At 35.8% G+C, this 16496-nt stretch carries 10 protein-coding genes; 5 read left to right on the top strand and 5 right to left on the bottom strand.

Annotated features, from left to right (window positions below):
* The first annotated feature begins 115 nt into the window (after positions 1 to 115).
* Positions 116 to 853, top strand: coding sequence for a DUF547 domain-containing protein (locus tag A3EM_RS0101735; protein WP_020526436.1), 738 nt, complete (start codon positions 116 to 118; stop codon positions 851 to 853).
* A 76-nt stretch (positions 854 to 929) separates the two neighbouring features.
* Here A3EM_RS0101735 and A3EM_RS0101730 read toward each other — a convergent pair whose 3' ends face one another.
* The 3 genes from A3EM_RS0101730 to metF all read right to left on the bottom strand — a co-directional run bounded on the left by A3EM_RS0101730 (position 930) and on the right by metF (position 7456).
* Positions 930 to 3665 (bottom strand): cation-translocating P-type ATPase, encoded by a 2736-nt coding sequence (locus A3EM_RS0101730; RefSeq protein ID WP_020526435.1) that lies wholly within the window; start codon positions 3663 to 3665, stop codon positions 930 to 932.
* 233 nt (positions 3666 to 3898) lie between these two features.
* Positions 3899 to 6265 (bottom strand): TonB-dependent receptor, encoded by a 2367-nt coding sequence (locus A3EM_RS0101720; RefSeq protein WP_020526433.1) that lies wholly within the window; start codon positions 6263 to 6265, stop codon positions 3899 to 3901.
* Between the two features lie 237 nt (positions 6266 to 6502).
* Entirely contained in the window at positions 6503 to 7456 is a 954-nt protein-coding gene (gene metF / locus A3EM_RS0101715) for a methylenetetrahydrofolate reductase [NAD(P)H] (protein WP_020526432.1), read from the bottom strand.
* Between the two features lie 768 nt (positions 7457 to 8224).
* Here metF and A3EM_RS0101710 point away from each other — a divergent pair.
* The 3 genes from A3EM_RS0101710 to A3EM_RS0101700 all read left to right on the top strand — a co-directional run bounded on the left by A3EM_RS0101710 (position 8225) and on the right by A3EM_RS0101700 (position 12290).
* On the top strand, positions 8225 to 8998 hold the full coding sequence (locus A3EM_RS0101710) for a hypothetical protein (RefSeq protein ID WP_020526431.1): 774 nt from the start codon (positions 8225 to 8227) through the stop codon (positions 8996 to 8998).
* A 126-nt stretch (positions 8999 to 9124) separates the two neighbouring features.
* Entirely contained in the window at positions 9125 to 10903 is a 1779-nt protein-coding gene (locus A3EM_RS41220; protein WP_020526430.1) for a serine hydrolase domain-containing protein, read from the top strand.
* Between the two features lie 31 nt (positions 10904 to 10934).
* Positions 10935 to 12290 carry a sensor histidine kinase gene (locus A3EM_RS0101700; RefSeq protein WP_020526429.1) on the top strand — a complete coding sequence of 452 codons (1356 nt, stop codon included), beginning with the start codon at positions 10935 to 10937 and terminating at the stop codon, positions 12288 to 12290.
* Positions 12291 to 12303: 13 nt separating this feature from the next.
* Here A3EM_RS0101700 and A3EM_RS0101695 read toward each other — a convergent pair whose 3' ends face one another.
* Entirely contained in the window at positions 12304 to 14478 is a 2175-nt protein-coding gene (locus A3EM_RS0101695; protein ID WP_020526428.1) for a PP2C family protein-serine/threonine phosphatase, read from the bottom strand.
* A gap of 309 nt (positions 14479 to 14787) precedes the next feature.
* Here A3EM_RS0101695 and eno point away from each other — a divergent pair, with 309 nt between their 5' ends.
* Positions 14788 to 16065: a phosphopyruvate hydratase gene (gene eno / locus A3EM_RS0101685; protein ID WP_020526426.1), complete on the top strand. Its 1278-nt coding sequence runs from the start codon at positions 14788 to 14790 to the stop codon at positions 16063 to 16065.
* A gap of 74 nt (positions 16066 to 16139) precedes the next feature.
* On the opposite strand, the gene A3EM_RS0101680 is transcribed toward eno, so the two are convergent.
* Positions 16140 to 16496 (bottom strand): Hpt domain-containing protein, encoded by a 357-nt coding sequence (locus tag A3EM_RS0101680; RefSeq protein ID WP_020526425.1) that lies wholly within the window; start codon positions 16494 to 16496, stop codon positions 16140 to 16142.

Raw genomic sequence — 16496 nt, 5'->3', positions numbered from 1 at the left:
TTGCATCATACTCCATTAACATTTAATAGGAGAAATTGGAAGTCATTCAGGAATTTAAGTACATGGTTTTGAGTTTTCAAACTGTCAAATAATTAACCTAACCTAAAGCTCAGCTATGTTTAAATTTTACAAAATTTCCATTTTCTTAATTCTTTTCTTTTCAGTTACCCCATTTTCGTTTTCAAACCCTACAGAAAATTTAAGCCTGTTTATTACAGAAGTAGATGATTTTATGAAAAAGTGGGTGAAAGAAGGGAAAGTGAACTATGCCGCAATTAAAAAAAATCCAGAAGAAATTAATGCATTGTATGCCCAAATTGGTAAAATTAGCCTTACAGAAACGAAGGGAGAGGAGGGGAAGGCCTTTTATATCAATGCCTATAATATTATAGTAATTCACCAGGTAGTACAACTTTATCCTATCCAGTCGCCTATGAATCAGAACGGGTTTTTTACCGGAAATAAGCATTTGGTAGCCGGGGAAAAACTAACATTGAATCAATTGGAATTTAAGAAGCTCGTGATTCCATTTAAAGATCCCAGAATTCATTTTTCTATTGCCTGTGCGGCCAAAGGTTGTCCCAAACTTGCCAGTTATGCATACAATCCTGAAAAACTGACTGATCAATTAGAAGAGAGAGTAAAGAAGGCGGTAAATGACTCAGAGTTTACTAGGGTGAGTTCCAAAGAGGAAAAAGTACAATTGTCTAAAATTTTCTCATGGTATAAAAAAGAGTTTGAAGAAAGTCATGGTGATATCCTTACTTTCATTAATGATTATAGAAAGACCAAGATTCCGGAGAGTTTTGAATTGGGATTTTATGAGTATAACTGGGAACTCAACAGTAAATAAAAATTCTGTAAGAAAATTGAAAGAGGTCAATTCTAAATTGGTTTAGAATTGACCTCTTTGTTTTATATCATGGCATTTAGCCATCTACTTTTTTCAACATTTTGAGATGAATGGCTTTTTCGATTTCAATAATGATATAAGTAATGAGGCCGGCCACCATAATTTTTCCCCACATGGCCAAAGTGATAGGTGCACTTCCAAAAATTTCATTCATCCACGAATTATAAATAAAGAAAGCCTGGAAAACGAACATCAGTACAAAGCCAAACCACACCCATAAATTGCTGAAAAAGCCAATTTTGTGCATTGGTAAACTAAGTGAGCGACAGTTGAGCAGGTAAAAACCTTCCAGCACTACGAAGGTGGTAACGGCTATTGTTCTTGCAACCTCCACTGAGGTTCCCATAGCCAATTCATATTGGAAAAAGCCAAATGAGGCTACAACCAGGGCAAGACTCACCAGAATTAATTTTACAACCACATCTTTTCCAAAAATAGATTGGCCGGGTTTTCTGGGTTTTCTACTCATAATTCCCGGTTCTTTGGGTTCAAAGGCCAACATTAAACCCAAAAAGCCGGCAGTGGTCATATTAATCCATAGGATTTGCAATGGGGTAATTGGAAGGGCTATTCCAAAAAGAGCGGCAATCAGGATAATTAATCCTTCTCCCATATTGGTGGGTAAAGTCCAGACGATGAACTTCATGATATTATCAAAAACTCCTCTTCCTTCTTCCACGGCATCCCTGATTGACCGGAAATTATCATCCGTAAGGACCATATCTGCAGCTTCTTTTGATACTTCAGTTCCGGTGATACCCATGGCAATACCAATGGCAGCCTGTTTCAGGGCTGGAGCATCATTTACCCCATCACCAGTCATGGCTACTACTTCATTGTTTTTTTGTAAAGCCTCTACCAGCCTCAGTTTTTGCTCAGGACTTACTCTGGCGAATACATTGGTGTTAATCGCTGCTTCCTGAAATTCCTTTTCCGAAAGTCTGGCCAGTTCTTTTCCCGTATAATTCTTTTTGCCAGCTCCTAATTCAATACCCAGTTGTTTGGCAATGGCTACTGCTGTTAATCCATGATCACCAGTGATCATTTTTACCTGAATTCCTGCTTTTTTACAGTCTGCCACCGCTTTTATGGCTTCCTGTCTGGGAGGGTCAATCATAGCTTGTAAACCAATAAAAACGTTATCATTTTCAAGGTCCTGTTCAGTTACCTTTTTCGAATCGATTTCTTTTTTGGCAAAAGCCAAAACCCGTAAACCCTCACTGGCCATTAATTCCACTTTTTTATGGATTTCTTCCACACCAGGCAGAGGAACAATTTCTCCTTTATCATTTTGGAAATGGGAACATTTTTCCAGTATTTTCTCCACCGATCCTTTTAGATATACAGTGTTTTTCTGTTGGCCTTCCAGTTTAAATAGCGTAGCCATATATTGCCTTTCTGATTCAAAAGGAATGTTATCCAGCTGATGGAATATTTTCAGGAGATTACTTCTTGATAAACCTGCCTTTTGGGCAGCCACAATTAAGGCTCCTTCAGTGGGATCCCCTTTTACCAAATACTGATTTTCCTCCCTGCTGATTTCACTGGTATTGCACAGTAAACCTGCTACCAGCAAATCTTTTAGAGCCGGGTAATTTTCTTTGTCAATAACCTGGTCATTTTGTTTAATTTCCCCCTCAGGAGAATATCCGGTACCACTTACTTCAAACATCTGACTTCCCGCAAAAACTTCTTTTACTGTCATCTGATTTTCGGTTAATGTTCCGGTTTTGTCCGAACAGATTACTGTGGCACTTCCAAGTGTTTCCACCACCGGTAATTTCCTGGTAATGGCATGCCTTTTAGCCATTCTGGAAACCCCAATGGCTAATATAGTGGTGATGGCAGCCGGAAGTCCTTCGGGAATGGCACCTACGGCCAGAGCAACAACCGACATAAATACTTCAATTGGATCCTGACCACGGTAAATACCAAGAGCAAAAGTAAGTACCGACATTGCCAGAATTACATACACAATATACTTACTCAGTTGATTAATTTTTTGGTTAAGCGGTGTTTCTGCACTTTCTACATTGGAAATTAAACCACTGATATGACCGACCTCAGTTTGATCACCTACAGCGGTAACCAGTCCCATTCCCTGTCCGAAAGTGACATAAGTGGAAGCAAATGCCATATTTAACCGGTCTCCTAAAACTGTATCATTTTCCAGTACCTCCAAAGACTTACTTACAGGAACAGATTCACCTGTCAGGGCAGATTCCGCAACCTGCATCTCCTTCACACTTACCAGCCTGATGTCTGCAGGAACTTTATCACCGGATTGTACAAAAACAAGATCTCCTACCACAATTTCTTTGGCTGGTATTTCCTTCCTTTTCCCATCTCTAATCACCATGGCATAGGTTTGCATCGTGTTTGAAAGGGCTTCAAGGGCTTTTTGTGCTTTAGATTCCTGGATAAAACCAATTACCGCATTTACAATTACAATGGCCATGATGACCGCACTATCCACATATTCTTTAAAGAAAAATGTGATCACTGAAGCGATAACCAAAATATAAATAAGTGGCTGGTTGAATTGTTGCCAGATTAATTTCCATACGGAGTCGGTCTGTTTGGCAGTTAATTCGTTTGTGCCATACATTTTTTGCCTTTCTGGAATTTCATCAGATGAGATTCCTTTTTCAATATCACTATTGAGCGACTGTGCAAGTTCCTGGACTGTCTGGCTATGCCAGGGGTGTTCTTTTGTAGCATTCATTGCTTTGCGAGGTGCTAGGGTTTCCATAATAATACGGGCTATCAGTTGTATTTCAAAATTAATTTTGCCTGATATTCAGGAAAATAATTTCATGAAATGTTCATAAAATTTTCCGCTTAGTAACTTAAATGTTTAGCCGGAAACATTTCATTTTTATCAAAAATGATGTGTGGAGAAGAAGGAAAAAATTGAATGGCAGTGAGCGTGAATTAAAAGGGAGTGGGTGGGATGGATAAAAGGAATTATCTGGACATTAGTTTTTAGTATTTTAATACAATTCTGGCATTAAAAAACCTTTGGGAAAGGCTGTTGGGAACGGCAAATAAGTTACCTGAAAAATCGGGTACCCAGTTGTAGGAAATATGGTTTTCTACACCAAACAAGTTCAGTACTTCTATTCCAAACCAAAGTGATTCTACCGATCTTTTCCCTTCTGGTTGCTTGAAGGTAAATATTTTGGAAAAGCCAATGTCTGATCTTACATATTCAGAACCCGAACGAAATGCCTGTCTGTATTCAGGGGATTCAGGGGGACCATAAGGAAGTCCGGATCCAATTAAAGTCCTGATATAAACTCTTAATGAAGGATCTTTGGGCAAATGATCCTGAAAGAAAAATGTAAAGGTTAATCTTTGGTCAGATGGCCTTCTGATTTCTCCTCTGCCGTCTCCTTCCACATCTTCAAAAGCTTTTAAATAACCCAGACTAAACCAGGATTCGGTGTGGGGAATAAACTCTCCACTTACCCTGAAATCTGCACCATAAACGTAGGCTTCAGCATTATTTTTTGCATAATAGCGAAGCCTTACATTATCAATATCATAAGGCACAACATTCCATAATTTTTTGTAGTAAACCTCTGTAATAAACTTAAATGGTCTGTCCCAGGCAGTGAAATCATAATCCAGTCCGGTTATTGCATGAAGGGAGCTTTGGGCTTTCAGGTCAGGATTTAAATTACCGTTAAAATCTCTCATTTCTCTATAAAATGGAGGTTGTTGGTATAGCCCGAGGGCAGCTCTGAATACCATGTTTTTTCGCCAGTTTGGATGCAAAGCATATTGAATTCTGGGACTTATCAATAATTCATCATTAAAGTCTCTGTAATTAAATCTAGCCCCATAAGTAAGAGAATGAATCTCCCCAATGAGATGGCTCGCTTGTGCATAACCACTTATAATGTTGGTTACTAAATCATTTTGCCCAACTCTTAATCGGATATCCCTTACAAAATCTGCTGAATCCAGAAAGGTATATTCATGTAATTTATCTGATATGATTTGTCTGTCATACCTCAAGCCAAATTCAATTTTAGTCAGAGGGTTCCACTGATATTCATTTCTTAGCTCTGCCGAATAAATTTGAGCTTCAAGGGCATTTCTGGAATAGGTAAATTCAGAACCAAAACCTCTTACAATAGCACATTCATTGAAGTTATCGGAATTGAAATTGGTGTTGACATCACACAGCTCATAACCACCTTCTACATTCGAATACTCTCTTTCCCTTGTAGTCATGGCAGAGGTAATGAAGTGAGAAGTGAATTTGGAATTGAATTTATGGCTTAGTTTTATACCTCCTTGAAAAGTATCATAATTCAATTGTTCTGACCCTACAAATAATACATTCAGCCTGAAGGATTGATTAAAAGTTCCAAAATTAGTGGTTCGGGATTCTGGTAATAACTCGTATCTATTAGAAGCAATTGAGCCGAGAATACCCAAAGTAGTGGTTTCTTTTGCTTTTCCCTTCCCGCTAAGGTCAATATGGACATAGCTCTGGGCATCTGTAAATTTAGGCAGGTACTGCCCCTGAGTTTCCAGTGAATTTAAAAGGTATTTAGATGATTTGTGTCTGACCCCCGCCAGGTATTTCACCTTTTTATTTTTAGAGGCACCTTCCAGATAAAAACTTCCTCCCAGTAAACCTGCTACTAAAGTGGCAGAAGTTCGTGTAGGTTCGCGGTAAGTCACATTTAAAACTGAGGATAATTTGTCTCCATATTTGGATTGCCAACCACCTGAAGAAAAACTAACACCACTGACCATATCAGGATTTACAAAACTTAGACCTTCCTGCTGCCCTGCCTTAACCAAAAATGGCCTGTAAACCTGAATATTATTCACATACACCAGGTTTTCATCAAAATTACCACCTCTCACCGAATAGGATGAAGACAATTCATTATTGCCAACCACCCCTAATGCCCCACTGGAAATAATGGCCTGATTGAAATCCAGAAATGGAGTGGGAATGGCTTTTAAATCTTTAGGGTCTAATTCTAATGCACCAGCTTCCTGCCTGATCTGATAGTTTTCATCATCTCCAATTTCCAGTTCCTTTAAATAAACCGTAGAGAGCTTCAATTCAATATTCAATTGAAAAACTTCATTTTCTTCCAGTTTGAGGTTAAAGGTTTGTGGGAGGTACTGGCTATGCGATACATTAATAATAATATCCTGTTCAGCAGGAACAGTTAAGGAAAACTGACCATTTTTATTTGTGGCAGTACCTTTATTGGAATCCGCTATACTAATATTTACCAGGGAAATGGGTTGCTGTAGGCTATCGGTAATTATACCTTCAATTTTTCCGGTTTGGCCCCATAGGCTTATTTGGAAAAACATGAAGCCTATAAAAAATAAAATCCCCCTAATCATGAATTGCTGATAAATAAAGTTTTGGGATAAACAAGTATCATATTGCCCCTAAGAAAAACTGGTATGAATATGCTTGTGATGTTTTAACTTTTAAGAATTTTAGTCAGGATAAATTTCTTCTTAAAAAATAAAAGTCTTCAACTAAACAAGTAAACGAAAATTCAGGTTCTTATTTAGTTGAAGTGCAATAAATGATAAAATCATTTAAAAAATCTCTGAAGCGATTTTTTTCACCGAACCGGATTTTCCCATAGAGTAATAATGCAAACATGGTACTCCAAATTTGATTAAATCTTTGGACTGTTGAATACACCATTCTACCCCTACTTGCCTCACTTGTGCATTATCTTTACATTTTTCAACAGCCTCTACGAGTTCCTCTGGCATGTCGATATGGAAAATACTTGGTAAAACACTCAATTGTTTTTTGGTAGTAATGGGTTTTAAGCCAGGGATTATCGGAACATCTATTCCCATTTCCCGGCAACCATTTACAAACTCAATATATTTTTGGTTATCGAAAAACATTTGCGTTACGATATAATCTGCACCCATATCCACCTTTTGTTTCAGGTATTTTAAGTCAGTAGCCAGGTTAGGGGCTTCAAAATGTTTTTCAGGATAGCCTGCCACCCCAATACAAAAATTGGTAGTATTTTTATTTTGAATTTCCTCACCGAGATATTTCCCATTATTCATATCAGCTACCTGAGCTAAAAGGTCAATGGCATAAGCGTTTCCATTTGGTTCAGGAACGAATCTTCCTTCTGATTTAATAGAATCACCGCGGATAACCAATACATTTTCTATACCCAGGAAATTGAGGTCGAAAAGGGCATTTTCTGTCTCCTCCCTGCTAAACCCTCCACAAATGATATGGGGTACGGTATCTACCTTATATTTATTCATTAAAGCGGCACAAATTCCAACTGTACCTGGCCTCTTTTTGGTAGTAATTTTTTCTAAAAGACCATTTCCTCTCGATTTATATACATATTCTTCCCTATGATAGGTAACATCGATAAAAGAAGGATTGAATTCCATTAAAGGGTCTATCGCATCAAAAAAATCTTTAATACTTTGCCCTTTAAGTGGTGGTAAAATTTCAAATGAAAACAGTGTGTCTTTTGCAGACTTAATGTATTCCGTAACTTTCACTTCCGATCAGAATTTTTTATAACCATAAGACTAATATCCAACTACTATTATTTTATTATAAGGTAAGTCGAGTTGAAAAAATATATTTGTGCTCGTAAATTATTCCCATTCTAAAAAATAGTAGCACAAAACTATCATATTTTTTTTAACTCAGTAATGGGTGAAAATTAAATATTCTCTTTTTATTCAAAATTGCCTGTAAATCAGACCTGAAATTTCAAAATTAAAATAGGTGAGCCTCTCTTTGAGAGAAAGATACCACTGGGAATTCAGTTTCAGATATGAATTAACGGCTTTAAATTCTTCTCCTCAATTACCTTTAAGTAAAGGCATTTCTCAAAATATTAGCATATAGTTTTTTGTACAACTATCTGATAATGAGCATGGATTAGGTTTTTCAGAAATACATTAGGACGATTGAGAATCGTGAAATGAAGGAGAAGAAATGCAATTTTTTGAAAAACTGGTCATTTCTTACATGAGTAATTAAAGGAGGAGCTTTTGCTGTAGAATACCCCATTGGTAAGCCAGAGAGGCCATTGTCATAAAAATGTTATAAAAAAGTGGGTAATATTTCAAATAATATCACGTAAGGAGACGTTAAAGATGGGAATAAAGACAACAAAATATTCTAATTCTGAAAAAAACTGTCTTATTTAAAAAAACAACAAATTAAATATCCTTTAATAATAGGGATTAAAAAACAAAAACAATTAGCCAATCTGCAAAAAATCCAATTGTTTTTTTACTAATAAAGGAAAATTAAACATGCCAAAACTTCTCTTCTTTTTCAGTTTATTATGTGTAAGCTTAAACATACAGGCTGGTGAATTGGTATTGGATGGAATTTACAGAGGTACCAACTTATATATTCAAAACCCGAGACTTGGTGAAAATGAGTTTTGTGTAAAAGAAGTATTTATTAATGGAGAAAAAAGTGAGATGATTCCAAAGGCTACAGCCTTCGATATCAACCTTTCTCATTTGGAGGAAAATACCGCCATTAGGATTAGAATTATTCATCATGATGGCTGTATTCCTAAAGTGATTAACCCAAATGCGATAAAGGCCACTGAAAACTTTCAGTTTGGTTCTGTGGAAGCTGAAAACAACCAGTTGAAATGGAAGGCTAAAGGAGAAAAGGTATATGGCAAATACTTCATTATGCGATTATCCAATAATAAGTGGGAAACTGAAAGTGTGCTGGAATGCAAAGGAACAGTCGGAGAGAATGTTTATCAATATAACATTAATCCTTTGGCCGGATTAAATACTTACAGGATTAAGTACCTTGAAATTTCCGGCAGATCTTATTCCTCAAAACCGGTGGATTATACTACAGATATTGAAAAAGTTTCATTTTATCCCAAAAGGGTTTCTTCTACTTTAAACTTTTCAAGAGAAGTTAAGTACCAAATCAGGGATGCTTATGGAAAGTTGAAATTGGAGGGACTTGGAAATAAAGTGGCTTGTAATGAACTGGAAAGTGGATTATACTATGTGACTTTTGAAAATTCCACGGAAAAATTCTTTAAAAAATAAGGGAGTTCTAAAATCATAAGAAAGGAATAAATAAATTCTATCCAAAAATTGATTTGATGAAATCTTGAAAAGCTTACATTTTTTGTCCTAATTTAGCCCTCTTCTAAGGGCTTTTTTTATTTTTCAATGATTTCATTTATTAAATACTCCAAATACTTTCTTTTAAGTTTTCTTTTTATTTCAGCACCTGGATTTGCCCAGCAAATAACACTACTAAAAAATCAGGATGGTTTACTTCCTTTAAAAAGGCTTGATACCCTTAATATTGGGGTGGTTTCCTTTGGTGTTTCTTCAGTAACCCCTTTTCAGCAAATGTTGGGCAATTATACCCAAACCTGGAATTATTCATTTGAAAGTGCGGCAAATGAAAAGCAGATTGAAGACCTGAAAAAGCATAATCTTCTAATTATTGGGATTCATTCATCTTCTATTTCCCAAAATCAAATTTCATCTTTTTTAAGTGGAAATAAGACAATTGTAGTAGATTTTACCGAGGACCAAAACATTTTAAAAAACACTGACCAGGAAAATTCTGATGTACTATTAGCTGCTTTTAAAAACAGTGATATCAGACAAAAAATAGCCGCTCAGGGGATTTTTGGAGGAATGGGTTTTTCTGGAAGGTTAGAAGATAATCTTGGATCAAATTATAAAAAAGGAGATGGGCTTGATTTAGCCGGAGGAATCAGGTTTAAATATGCCATTCCAGAGGAAGTAGGTATTGATTCAAAAGTTTTGAATTATAAAATAGATTCAATCGCAAAACTGGTGATTGATTCTGCGGCAGCCCCCGGTTGTCAGATTTTAATTGCCAAGGATCAAAAGATTATTCTAAGAAAGGCTTATGGATTTCAAACTTATGACAAAAAAGTGCCTGTAAGCACGGATGATTTATATGACTTTGCCTCTGTTACTAAAATTACAGGCCCGCTTCCTGCATTAATGAAGCTGAATGATGAGGGAAAGTTTAAACTGGATGAAAAATTCAGTACTTATTGGCCGGATTTTAAGGGAACAGAGAAGGAAAATATTAAAGTGAGAGAGGTTTTAGCCCATTATGGTCAATTACAGCCCTATTTGGTTTACTGGAAAAATACCCTGAAGAAAAATGGGAAATATAAGTGGTTCACGATAAAAGCGGATTCTTCAAAGAGGTTTCCCCTGAAAGTGAGTGAAGGCTTATACCTGAATAGAAATTATGATAATAAAATCTATAAAGAGATTAAAAAATCCAGTTTACTAAAGGAGAAAAAATATGTTTATTCAGGACTTTCCTTTCTCTTATATCCACAAATTATTAGTGATTTATCGGGGAAAGAGTACGAAGATTACCTTAAAAACACATTTTACAAACCATTAGGAGCTTATACACTTACTTTTAATCCTTACAAACATTATCCGATTTCAAAAATAATCCCTACAGAAAATGATACATTCTTTCGCCATATTCAATTGAGAGGGACTGTTCATGATGAAGCAGCGGCCATGTTTGGGGGAGTTGCTGGAAATGCCGGATTGTTTGGCACAACCAATGATTTGGCAAAGCTCATGCAGATGTATATGAATATGGGAGAGTACGGAGGTGTCCGTTTTGTAGATCAGAAAGTGCTGGAGGAATTTACCAGCTATCAATTTAAAGAAGAAGGAGTAAGAAGAGGGTTAGGTTTTGATAAACCACGATTAGAATCGAAGGAAAGGGGATATGTGGGGGTGAGTGCCAGCGATAAAAGTTTTGGACACTCAGGTTATACGGGAGCTTTTACATGGGCAGACCCGGAACATGATTTATTGGTGGTATTTCTATCTAACAGGGTATATCAAACAAGAGAAAATCGCAAAATTTACCAATTGAATATTTATCAGAATTTGCATCAAACGCTATATGACTTAATTTTAAAAGATTAGTTAAAATGCATTAGAATTAGCGCATAATCCCATGTTTAAAAACAGGTTTACTGGATTGATCGTATTAAGGGTTTTTTTCCTGCAGGTCACCATGATTGGCCTGGCCATCATTTTTGGTAAACCAGAACTGTTTTTCAATCAAATTATTCTTTCGGTTCTCATTGTCATACAAGTAATTGAACTGATCAATTTTGTGACCAGGACGAACAAAGAGCTTTCAAAGTTTTTATCTGCCATTCACCATGCTGATTTTACTGTAAATTTCACCAATAAAAAGCTTGGACGATCATTTTCAGCGCTTAATGAAGCATTTACGGAAATAATTAAATCTTATACTCAGGTTAAAATTGAAAGAGAGGCACAGTTTCAGTTTTTGGAAGTGATCGTGAAGAATATTGATATTGGGCTCATTTCCATCAAAAACGGATCGGAAATAGTATTGATGAATGATGCTGCTGAAAAGTTGCTTAAGGTTCCTAACTTAAAGAATTGGAGTCATTTTAAAAATAAATCGCCCAAATTTGGAAAAGAAGTAGAGTCTATATTCGCTGGGGGAAGCAAGTTGATTGAAATAGTGGTGAATGAAAATATAAAGCAGTTTGCAGTAAATGTAGTGCCCTTAAATATAATAGGAGACGAGTATGAATTAATTACTTTTAAAGATATTAAAACGGAACTCGAGCGAAAAGAACTGGAGGCCTGGAACAAATTAATCAGGATTCTAACTCACGAAATTATGAATTCCCTTACCCCGGTTTCTTCACTTACAGAAACGATGCTGATGCTTTTGGAAGATAAAGATGGAGTTCAAAAACCAACTGCAGAAATAAATAAGGAAATCATTGAAGATTTAAGGTTTTCTTTAAAAACTATTCAGAAAAGGAGTGATGGGATGCTGGACTTTGTGGATGATTATCGGAAGTTGACCAAAATTCCTGCTCCGGTTAAAGAGGAAGTTTTGGTGAAAACTCTGTTTGAAAGTGTTGGCAGGTTAATGCAGGCAGAGTTGAAAAATAAGGGGGTGAACCTGGAAATAGATTTAAAGTTTCCATTAGAAAAAATTTCAGCGGATTTTAAACTAATTGAACAGATACTAATCAATCTGATTACAAATGGGATTCATGCATTGGAAAGGGAGGAAAATCCAAAAATTAAACTTTCAGTAGCCAAATCAGGTGAAAATACAATACTGGAAGTCGCAGATAATGGAAAAGGAATTGAAAAAGATAAACTGGATAAAATTTTCATTCCATTTTATTCCACCAGGAAAGGGGGCTCGGGAATTGGGCTAAGTCTTTCAAAAAATATTATGAATTTGCATGGTGGTGCATTAGAAGTTTATTCTGAGAAGGGGCAGGGCAGTAGATTTTCCCTTGTTTTCAATTGACCTCCCAGTCTTTTTAAACCTCAATTCCTATCAGTGTAATATCATCCCTTTGTTCCACACCTTCTTTGTAGTCTTCCAATATTTTTTCTACCTCAATTTTCTGCTCTTCAAGAGTTTGGTTTGCGGTGTTTTTCAATAATTCCCGCACTCTTGCACTTCCCAGTTTTCTCCTGGAGATGTCATTTTGGTCTATAAGTCCATCAGAGGTAAGGTAAATTTTATCCCCTTTCTGTGTTTTGATTATTTTTTTTGTGAAAGGAACATTCTTTACAATTGATCCACCTATTGATCTTTTATCACCCTTAATTACCTGAAGTTCTCCTGAAGCAGCAGAAATATGAAATAATGGCCGTTTTGCTCCTGAAAATGATAATTGAACATTTCCTCCAATCTTTTCAATTGCACATAGACAAACATCCATTCCATCATCATTAGAGGTTTCTTTTTGTTTCAGAGCTAGTTTTACCCCTGAATCAAGCTCTTCCAACACCTTTTCCGTATCGTAAATCTTTTTCTCATTCACAATTTCATTTAAAAGAGAATTACCAATCATGGACATAAATGCACCAGGTACACCATGGCCAGTGCAATCAACTGCTGCAATAAAAGTTTTTTCAATCCCAGTTTCCTCATCTTTAATATGTGAGCACCAGTAGAAATCACCGGAGACAATATCTTTTGGGTAATAAAGTGTGAAATAAGATGAAAAAGCATTTTTTAGAGTGTTCTCAGATGGTAAAATGGCTGTCTGAATATTCTTTGCATACCTGATACTATCGGTGATTTTTTTGTTTTTAATGCTGATGTTTTTGTTCAGGTTTTTTAGGTTTTCAGATTGCACTTCAATTTCCTCCACTTTATGTTCCAGTTCTTTTTTGGTTATCATCAACTCAACTTTTTGTTTCCTAATCCGGTTGACCATGAAAAAGAAGGTAATCGCAAGAATCAACAGGCAGAGGATAATGATCGACAGAATGATGAAATTTTGTCTGAATTCTTCCTGCTCTTTTTGTTTGGCAAGTTCCAGGTCATTTTTGGCCTGTGCAATGGCATCTTTTTCCTTTTTTATTTGGGCAATGGTTTCAGAAGATAGACTATTAATCGAATCTTTAAATGAGATGGCAGTTCTCATTTGCGCAATTAAATCATGTGTTTTTTCCTGATTAGCAATGAAATCCAATTCATGTTGTTGAATTTCCGTTTCAATCTTTGCCAATTGGATTTCAATAGCTTTTTTCTCTTTTTCACTAATGTTCCCTGAATTATATTTATTGATAAGTCCCTCTACCTTTCCGGCTAATTCTGCGGATCTTTTGGCCAGTGCTTGTCTTTGGGCGATTAATTCATGGGTAAAGGTAATCGCTTGCTCTGTATTGTCTGAGTTTGCCTTTACAAAAACTCTTATATCCCTAACCCCTCCCGAATCAAGTTTGGTAATTTCATAATTTTCTACCTTTACTTTACTCCCCGCAAAACTTTGCATTTTAACTTCTACCTCCCCGTTAAAATCAGTTTGGTAAGTTTTCCCATTTACTATAATTTTTTTTCTGGTGAGTAATTTACCTTCCTCGCTTATTAATTTGAATTTATATTGCTTATCTTCCTTTTTTTGTTTGGCAATTATTTGTTTTGCATCAGCTTCAGGAAGTGTAATTGTTACAAATTTATTTTGATTTTTAAATGATAAACCTGAGGCAGGTATAGTCTTTTCGTTAACCATAAAAGAGGTATTTGAACCAATAGAAATATTATTCGAAATATTAAGACTAAAAATCCCTCTGTGATTCGATTGGGTTTTATTCTTTTGGTCCCCTTTAATGTACACATCTGCTCCGGAAATAGCGTTTTCATTGTGATCCAATATTTTCCCTTTCAGAATTATTCCTTTTTCAATTAATACAATTTTTATTTTTCCATCAATTAAACGAAAAGAAGAAAGTTCAAATCCTTGTTTTACTGCTTCTGTCTCAACATACTTGATATCGTAGCCTTTTTTTAAGTGAACCTTAAAGTTGCCATTTAAATCTGTGATGGCATTTGTTACTCCATCAATCCGTATTTCTACTCCTTCAATTGGTTTATCGTTGTTAGTAACCGCTATTCCATCGTAGACTTTTTGAGCGTAAATAGACTTACTCAAAAGAAAAATGAGGAATAAGTAAAGTGAAGATTTTAGAAAAATATTCATAGCAAAGCCCAAAGGCTGTTTTTTTTAAGAAAAATACTGAGTTTCGGTTAGTTTGCACCAATGAATGGATTCGGTTTCATAACCTTTAATCTAACCTGATAGTCCCTGATTTATTTTAAAAAATTGCCTTTTAAATGGCCTGGTAAGTACTTTTTTAGCCCTTTTTCCGGTGGGAAAAGACATAAGTGAAAAATCCTTGTTTACTGAAAGTTAAATTCCTTTCAAATCAAATTAATATCTGAATAATTACTAAAAATTATCTTTATATTTGAACCGTAATTAATAACCACTGATAAATTTTTTATAAAGATGAGTTTTATTCAAAACATTCACGCAAGGCAAATTTTTGATTCAAGGGGAAATCCTACTGTGGAAGTGGAAGTGCTGACAGATAATGGGCATATTGGCAGAGCGGCTGTTCCTTCTGGTGCTTCAACAGGTATTCATGAGGCGGTTGAATTAAGAGATGGTGAAAAGGATGCTTACATGGGTAAAGGAGTGTTGAAAGCTGTTCAAAATGTGAATGAAGCTATAACCGAAGAACTAATAGGTTACTCAGTATTCGAGCAAAACCTTATTGATAAAACCCTAATTGAATTAGACGGTACTGAAAATAAATCAAAACTGGGTGCAAACGCGATTCTTGGAGTTTCATTAGCCGTGGCAAAAGCTGCAGCTTTGGAGGCTAGACTTCCATTGTACAGGTATGTTGGTGGAGTAAATGCAAATACACTTCCAGTTCCAATGATGAATATCATCAACGGTGGAAGCCATGCAGATAACTCAATCGACTTCCAGGAATTCATGATTATGCCTATGAATTCTGAATCTTTTTCTGGTGCCTTGAAAATGGGAACTGAAGTTTTCCATCACCTTAAAAACGTATTGAAGTCCAAAGGAATGTCAACTAACGTAGGTGATGAGGGAGGATTTGCTCCTAACCTGGGTTCAAATGATGAGGCTATTGAAGTGATTATCCAGGCAATTGAGAAAGCCGGATACAGACCAGGTGAAGATTTAATGATTGCCCTTGATGTAGCGAGCTCTGAGTTCTACCTGAAAGATGAGAAAAAATATCATTTCCATAAGTCATCCGGAGATAAATTAACTTCTCAGGAAATGGCTAATTATCTAAAAGAAATGGCCGATAAATATCCAATTAAATCTATTGAAGATGGTTTGGATGAAGATGATTGGGATGGATGGAAATACCTTACTGATATTGCCGGAAAGAAAATTCAACTGGTTGGTGACGATTTCTTTGTTACTAATGTGAAGAGACTTCAAAAAGGAATTGAAGCTGGTTCTGCCAATTCAATCCTTATTAAGGTAAATCAAATCGGTACACTTACAGAAACCATTGACGCTATAAATTTGGCAAAATCTAATAGTTATACCTGTGTAATGTCTCACAGATCAGGAGAAACTGAGGATAATACTATTGCTGATTTGGCTGTGGCACTAAATACTGGTCAAATAAAAACCGGATCTGCTTCCAGATCTGATAGAATGGCAAAATATAATCAGTTGATTAGAATTGAGGAAGAACTTGGTGAAGTAGCCTATTTCCCAGGTAAGAATATCTAATATTCCCTTCCATAAAATAAAAAAAGTCCTGGTTGATTTCCAACCAGGACTTTTTTTATTATTGATATCTATTACTATAAAAATTTCTTCTTTTCTTTAAGTTCTACTACTGCTTCTTCACAAATTTTTATGATTTTCGCTGTTCTTTCAGGAATCAGTTTTACATTTTGTTTCGACTTCCCCATTATCTCCAGTTCCTCAACATCTACATGGATTTCCTCCATTCCCATTAATCTGACCGAAGTTTTTAAACTGTGCGCAATGCTTCCAATCGTTTTCCAGTCTTTTTTTGATAAAGCAAATTGCAATTTTTGAATTTCCCTGGGAGTTTCTTCAATAAAAACATCAACCATTTCTCGCATGAATCCGGTATCATTTTCACTAAACTCTGATAAATAGGAAAAACTAGTAAGGTTGCTTGTCAAATTCAT

Source organism: Flexithrix dorotheae DSM 6795 (assembly GCF_000379765.1).
Classification (GTDB): Bacteria; Bacteroidota; Bacteroidia; order Cytophagales; family Flammeovirgaceae; genus Flexithrix; species Flexithrix dorotheae.
This window is presented reverse-complemented; position numbering and strand designations above follow the sequence as displayed.

What these genes read in the sequence shown, in the direction of transcription:
- A3EM_RS0101735 (WP_020526436.1), top strand. Translation starts at nt 116, where the DNA reads ATGTTTAAATTTTACAAAATTTCCATTTTCTTAATTCTTTTCTTTTCA.
- A3EM_RS0101730 (WP_020526435.1), bottom strand. Translation starts at nt 3,665, where the DNA reads ATGGAAACCCTAGCACCTCGCAAAGCAATGAATGCTACAAAAGAACAC.
- A3EM_RS0101720 (WP_020526433.1), bottom strand. Translation starts at nt 6,265, where the DNA reads ATGTTTTTCCAAATAAGCCTATGGGGCCAAACCGGAAAAATTGAAGGT.
- A3EM_RS0101710 (WP_020526431.1), top strand. Translation starts at nt 8,225, where the DNA reads ATGCCAAAACTTCTCTTCTTTTTCAGTTTATTATGTGTAAGCTTAAAC.
- A3EM_RS41220 (WP_020526430.1), top strand. Translation starts at nt 9,125, where the DNA reads ATGATTTCATTTATTAAATACTCCAAATACTTTCTTTTAAGTTTTCTT.
- A3EM_RS0101700 (WP_020526429.1), top strand. Translation starts at nt 10,935, where the DNA reads ATGTTTAAAAACAGGTTTACTGGATTGATCGTATTAAGGGTTTTTTTC.
- A3EM_RS0101695 (WP_020526428.1), bottom strand. Translation starts at nt 14,478, where the DNA reads ATGAATATTTTTCTAAAATCTTCACTTTACTTATTCCTCATTTTTCTT.
- eno (WP_020526426.1), top strand. Translation starts at nt 14,788, where the DNA reads ATGAGTTTTATTCAAAACATTCACGCAAGGCAAATTTTTGATTCAAGG.
- A3EM_RS0101680 (WP_020526425.1), bottom strand. Translation starts at nt 16,496, where the DNA reads ATGAATTTGACAAGCAACCTTACTAGTTTTTCCTATTTATCAGAGTTT.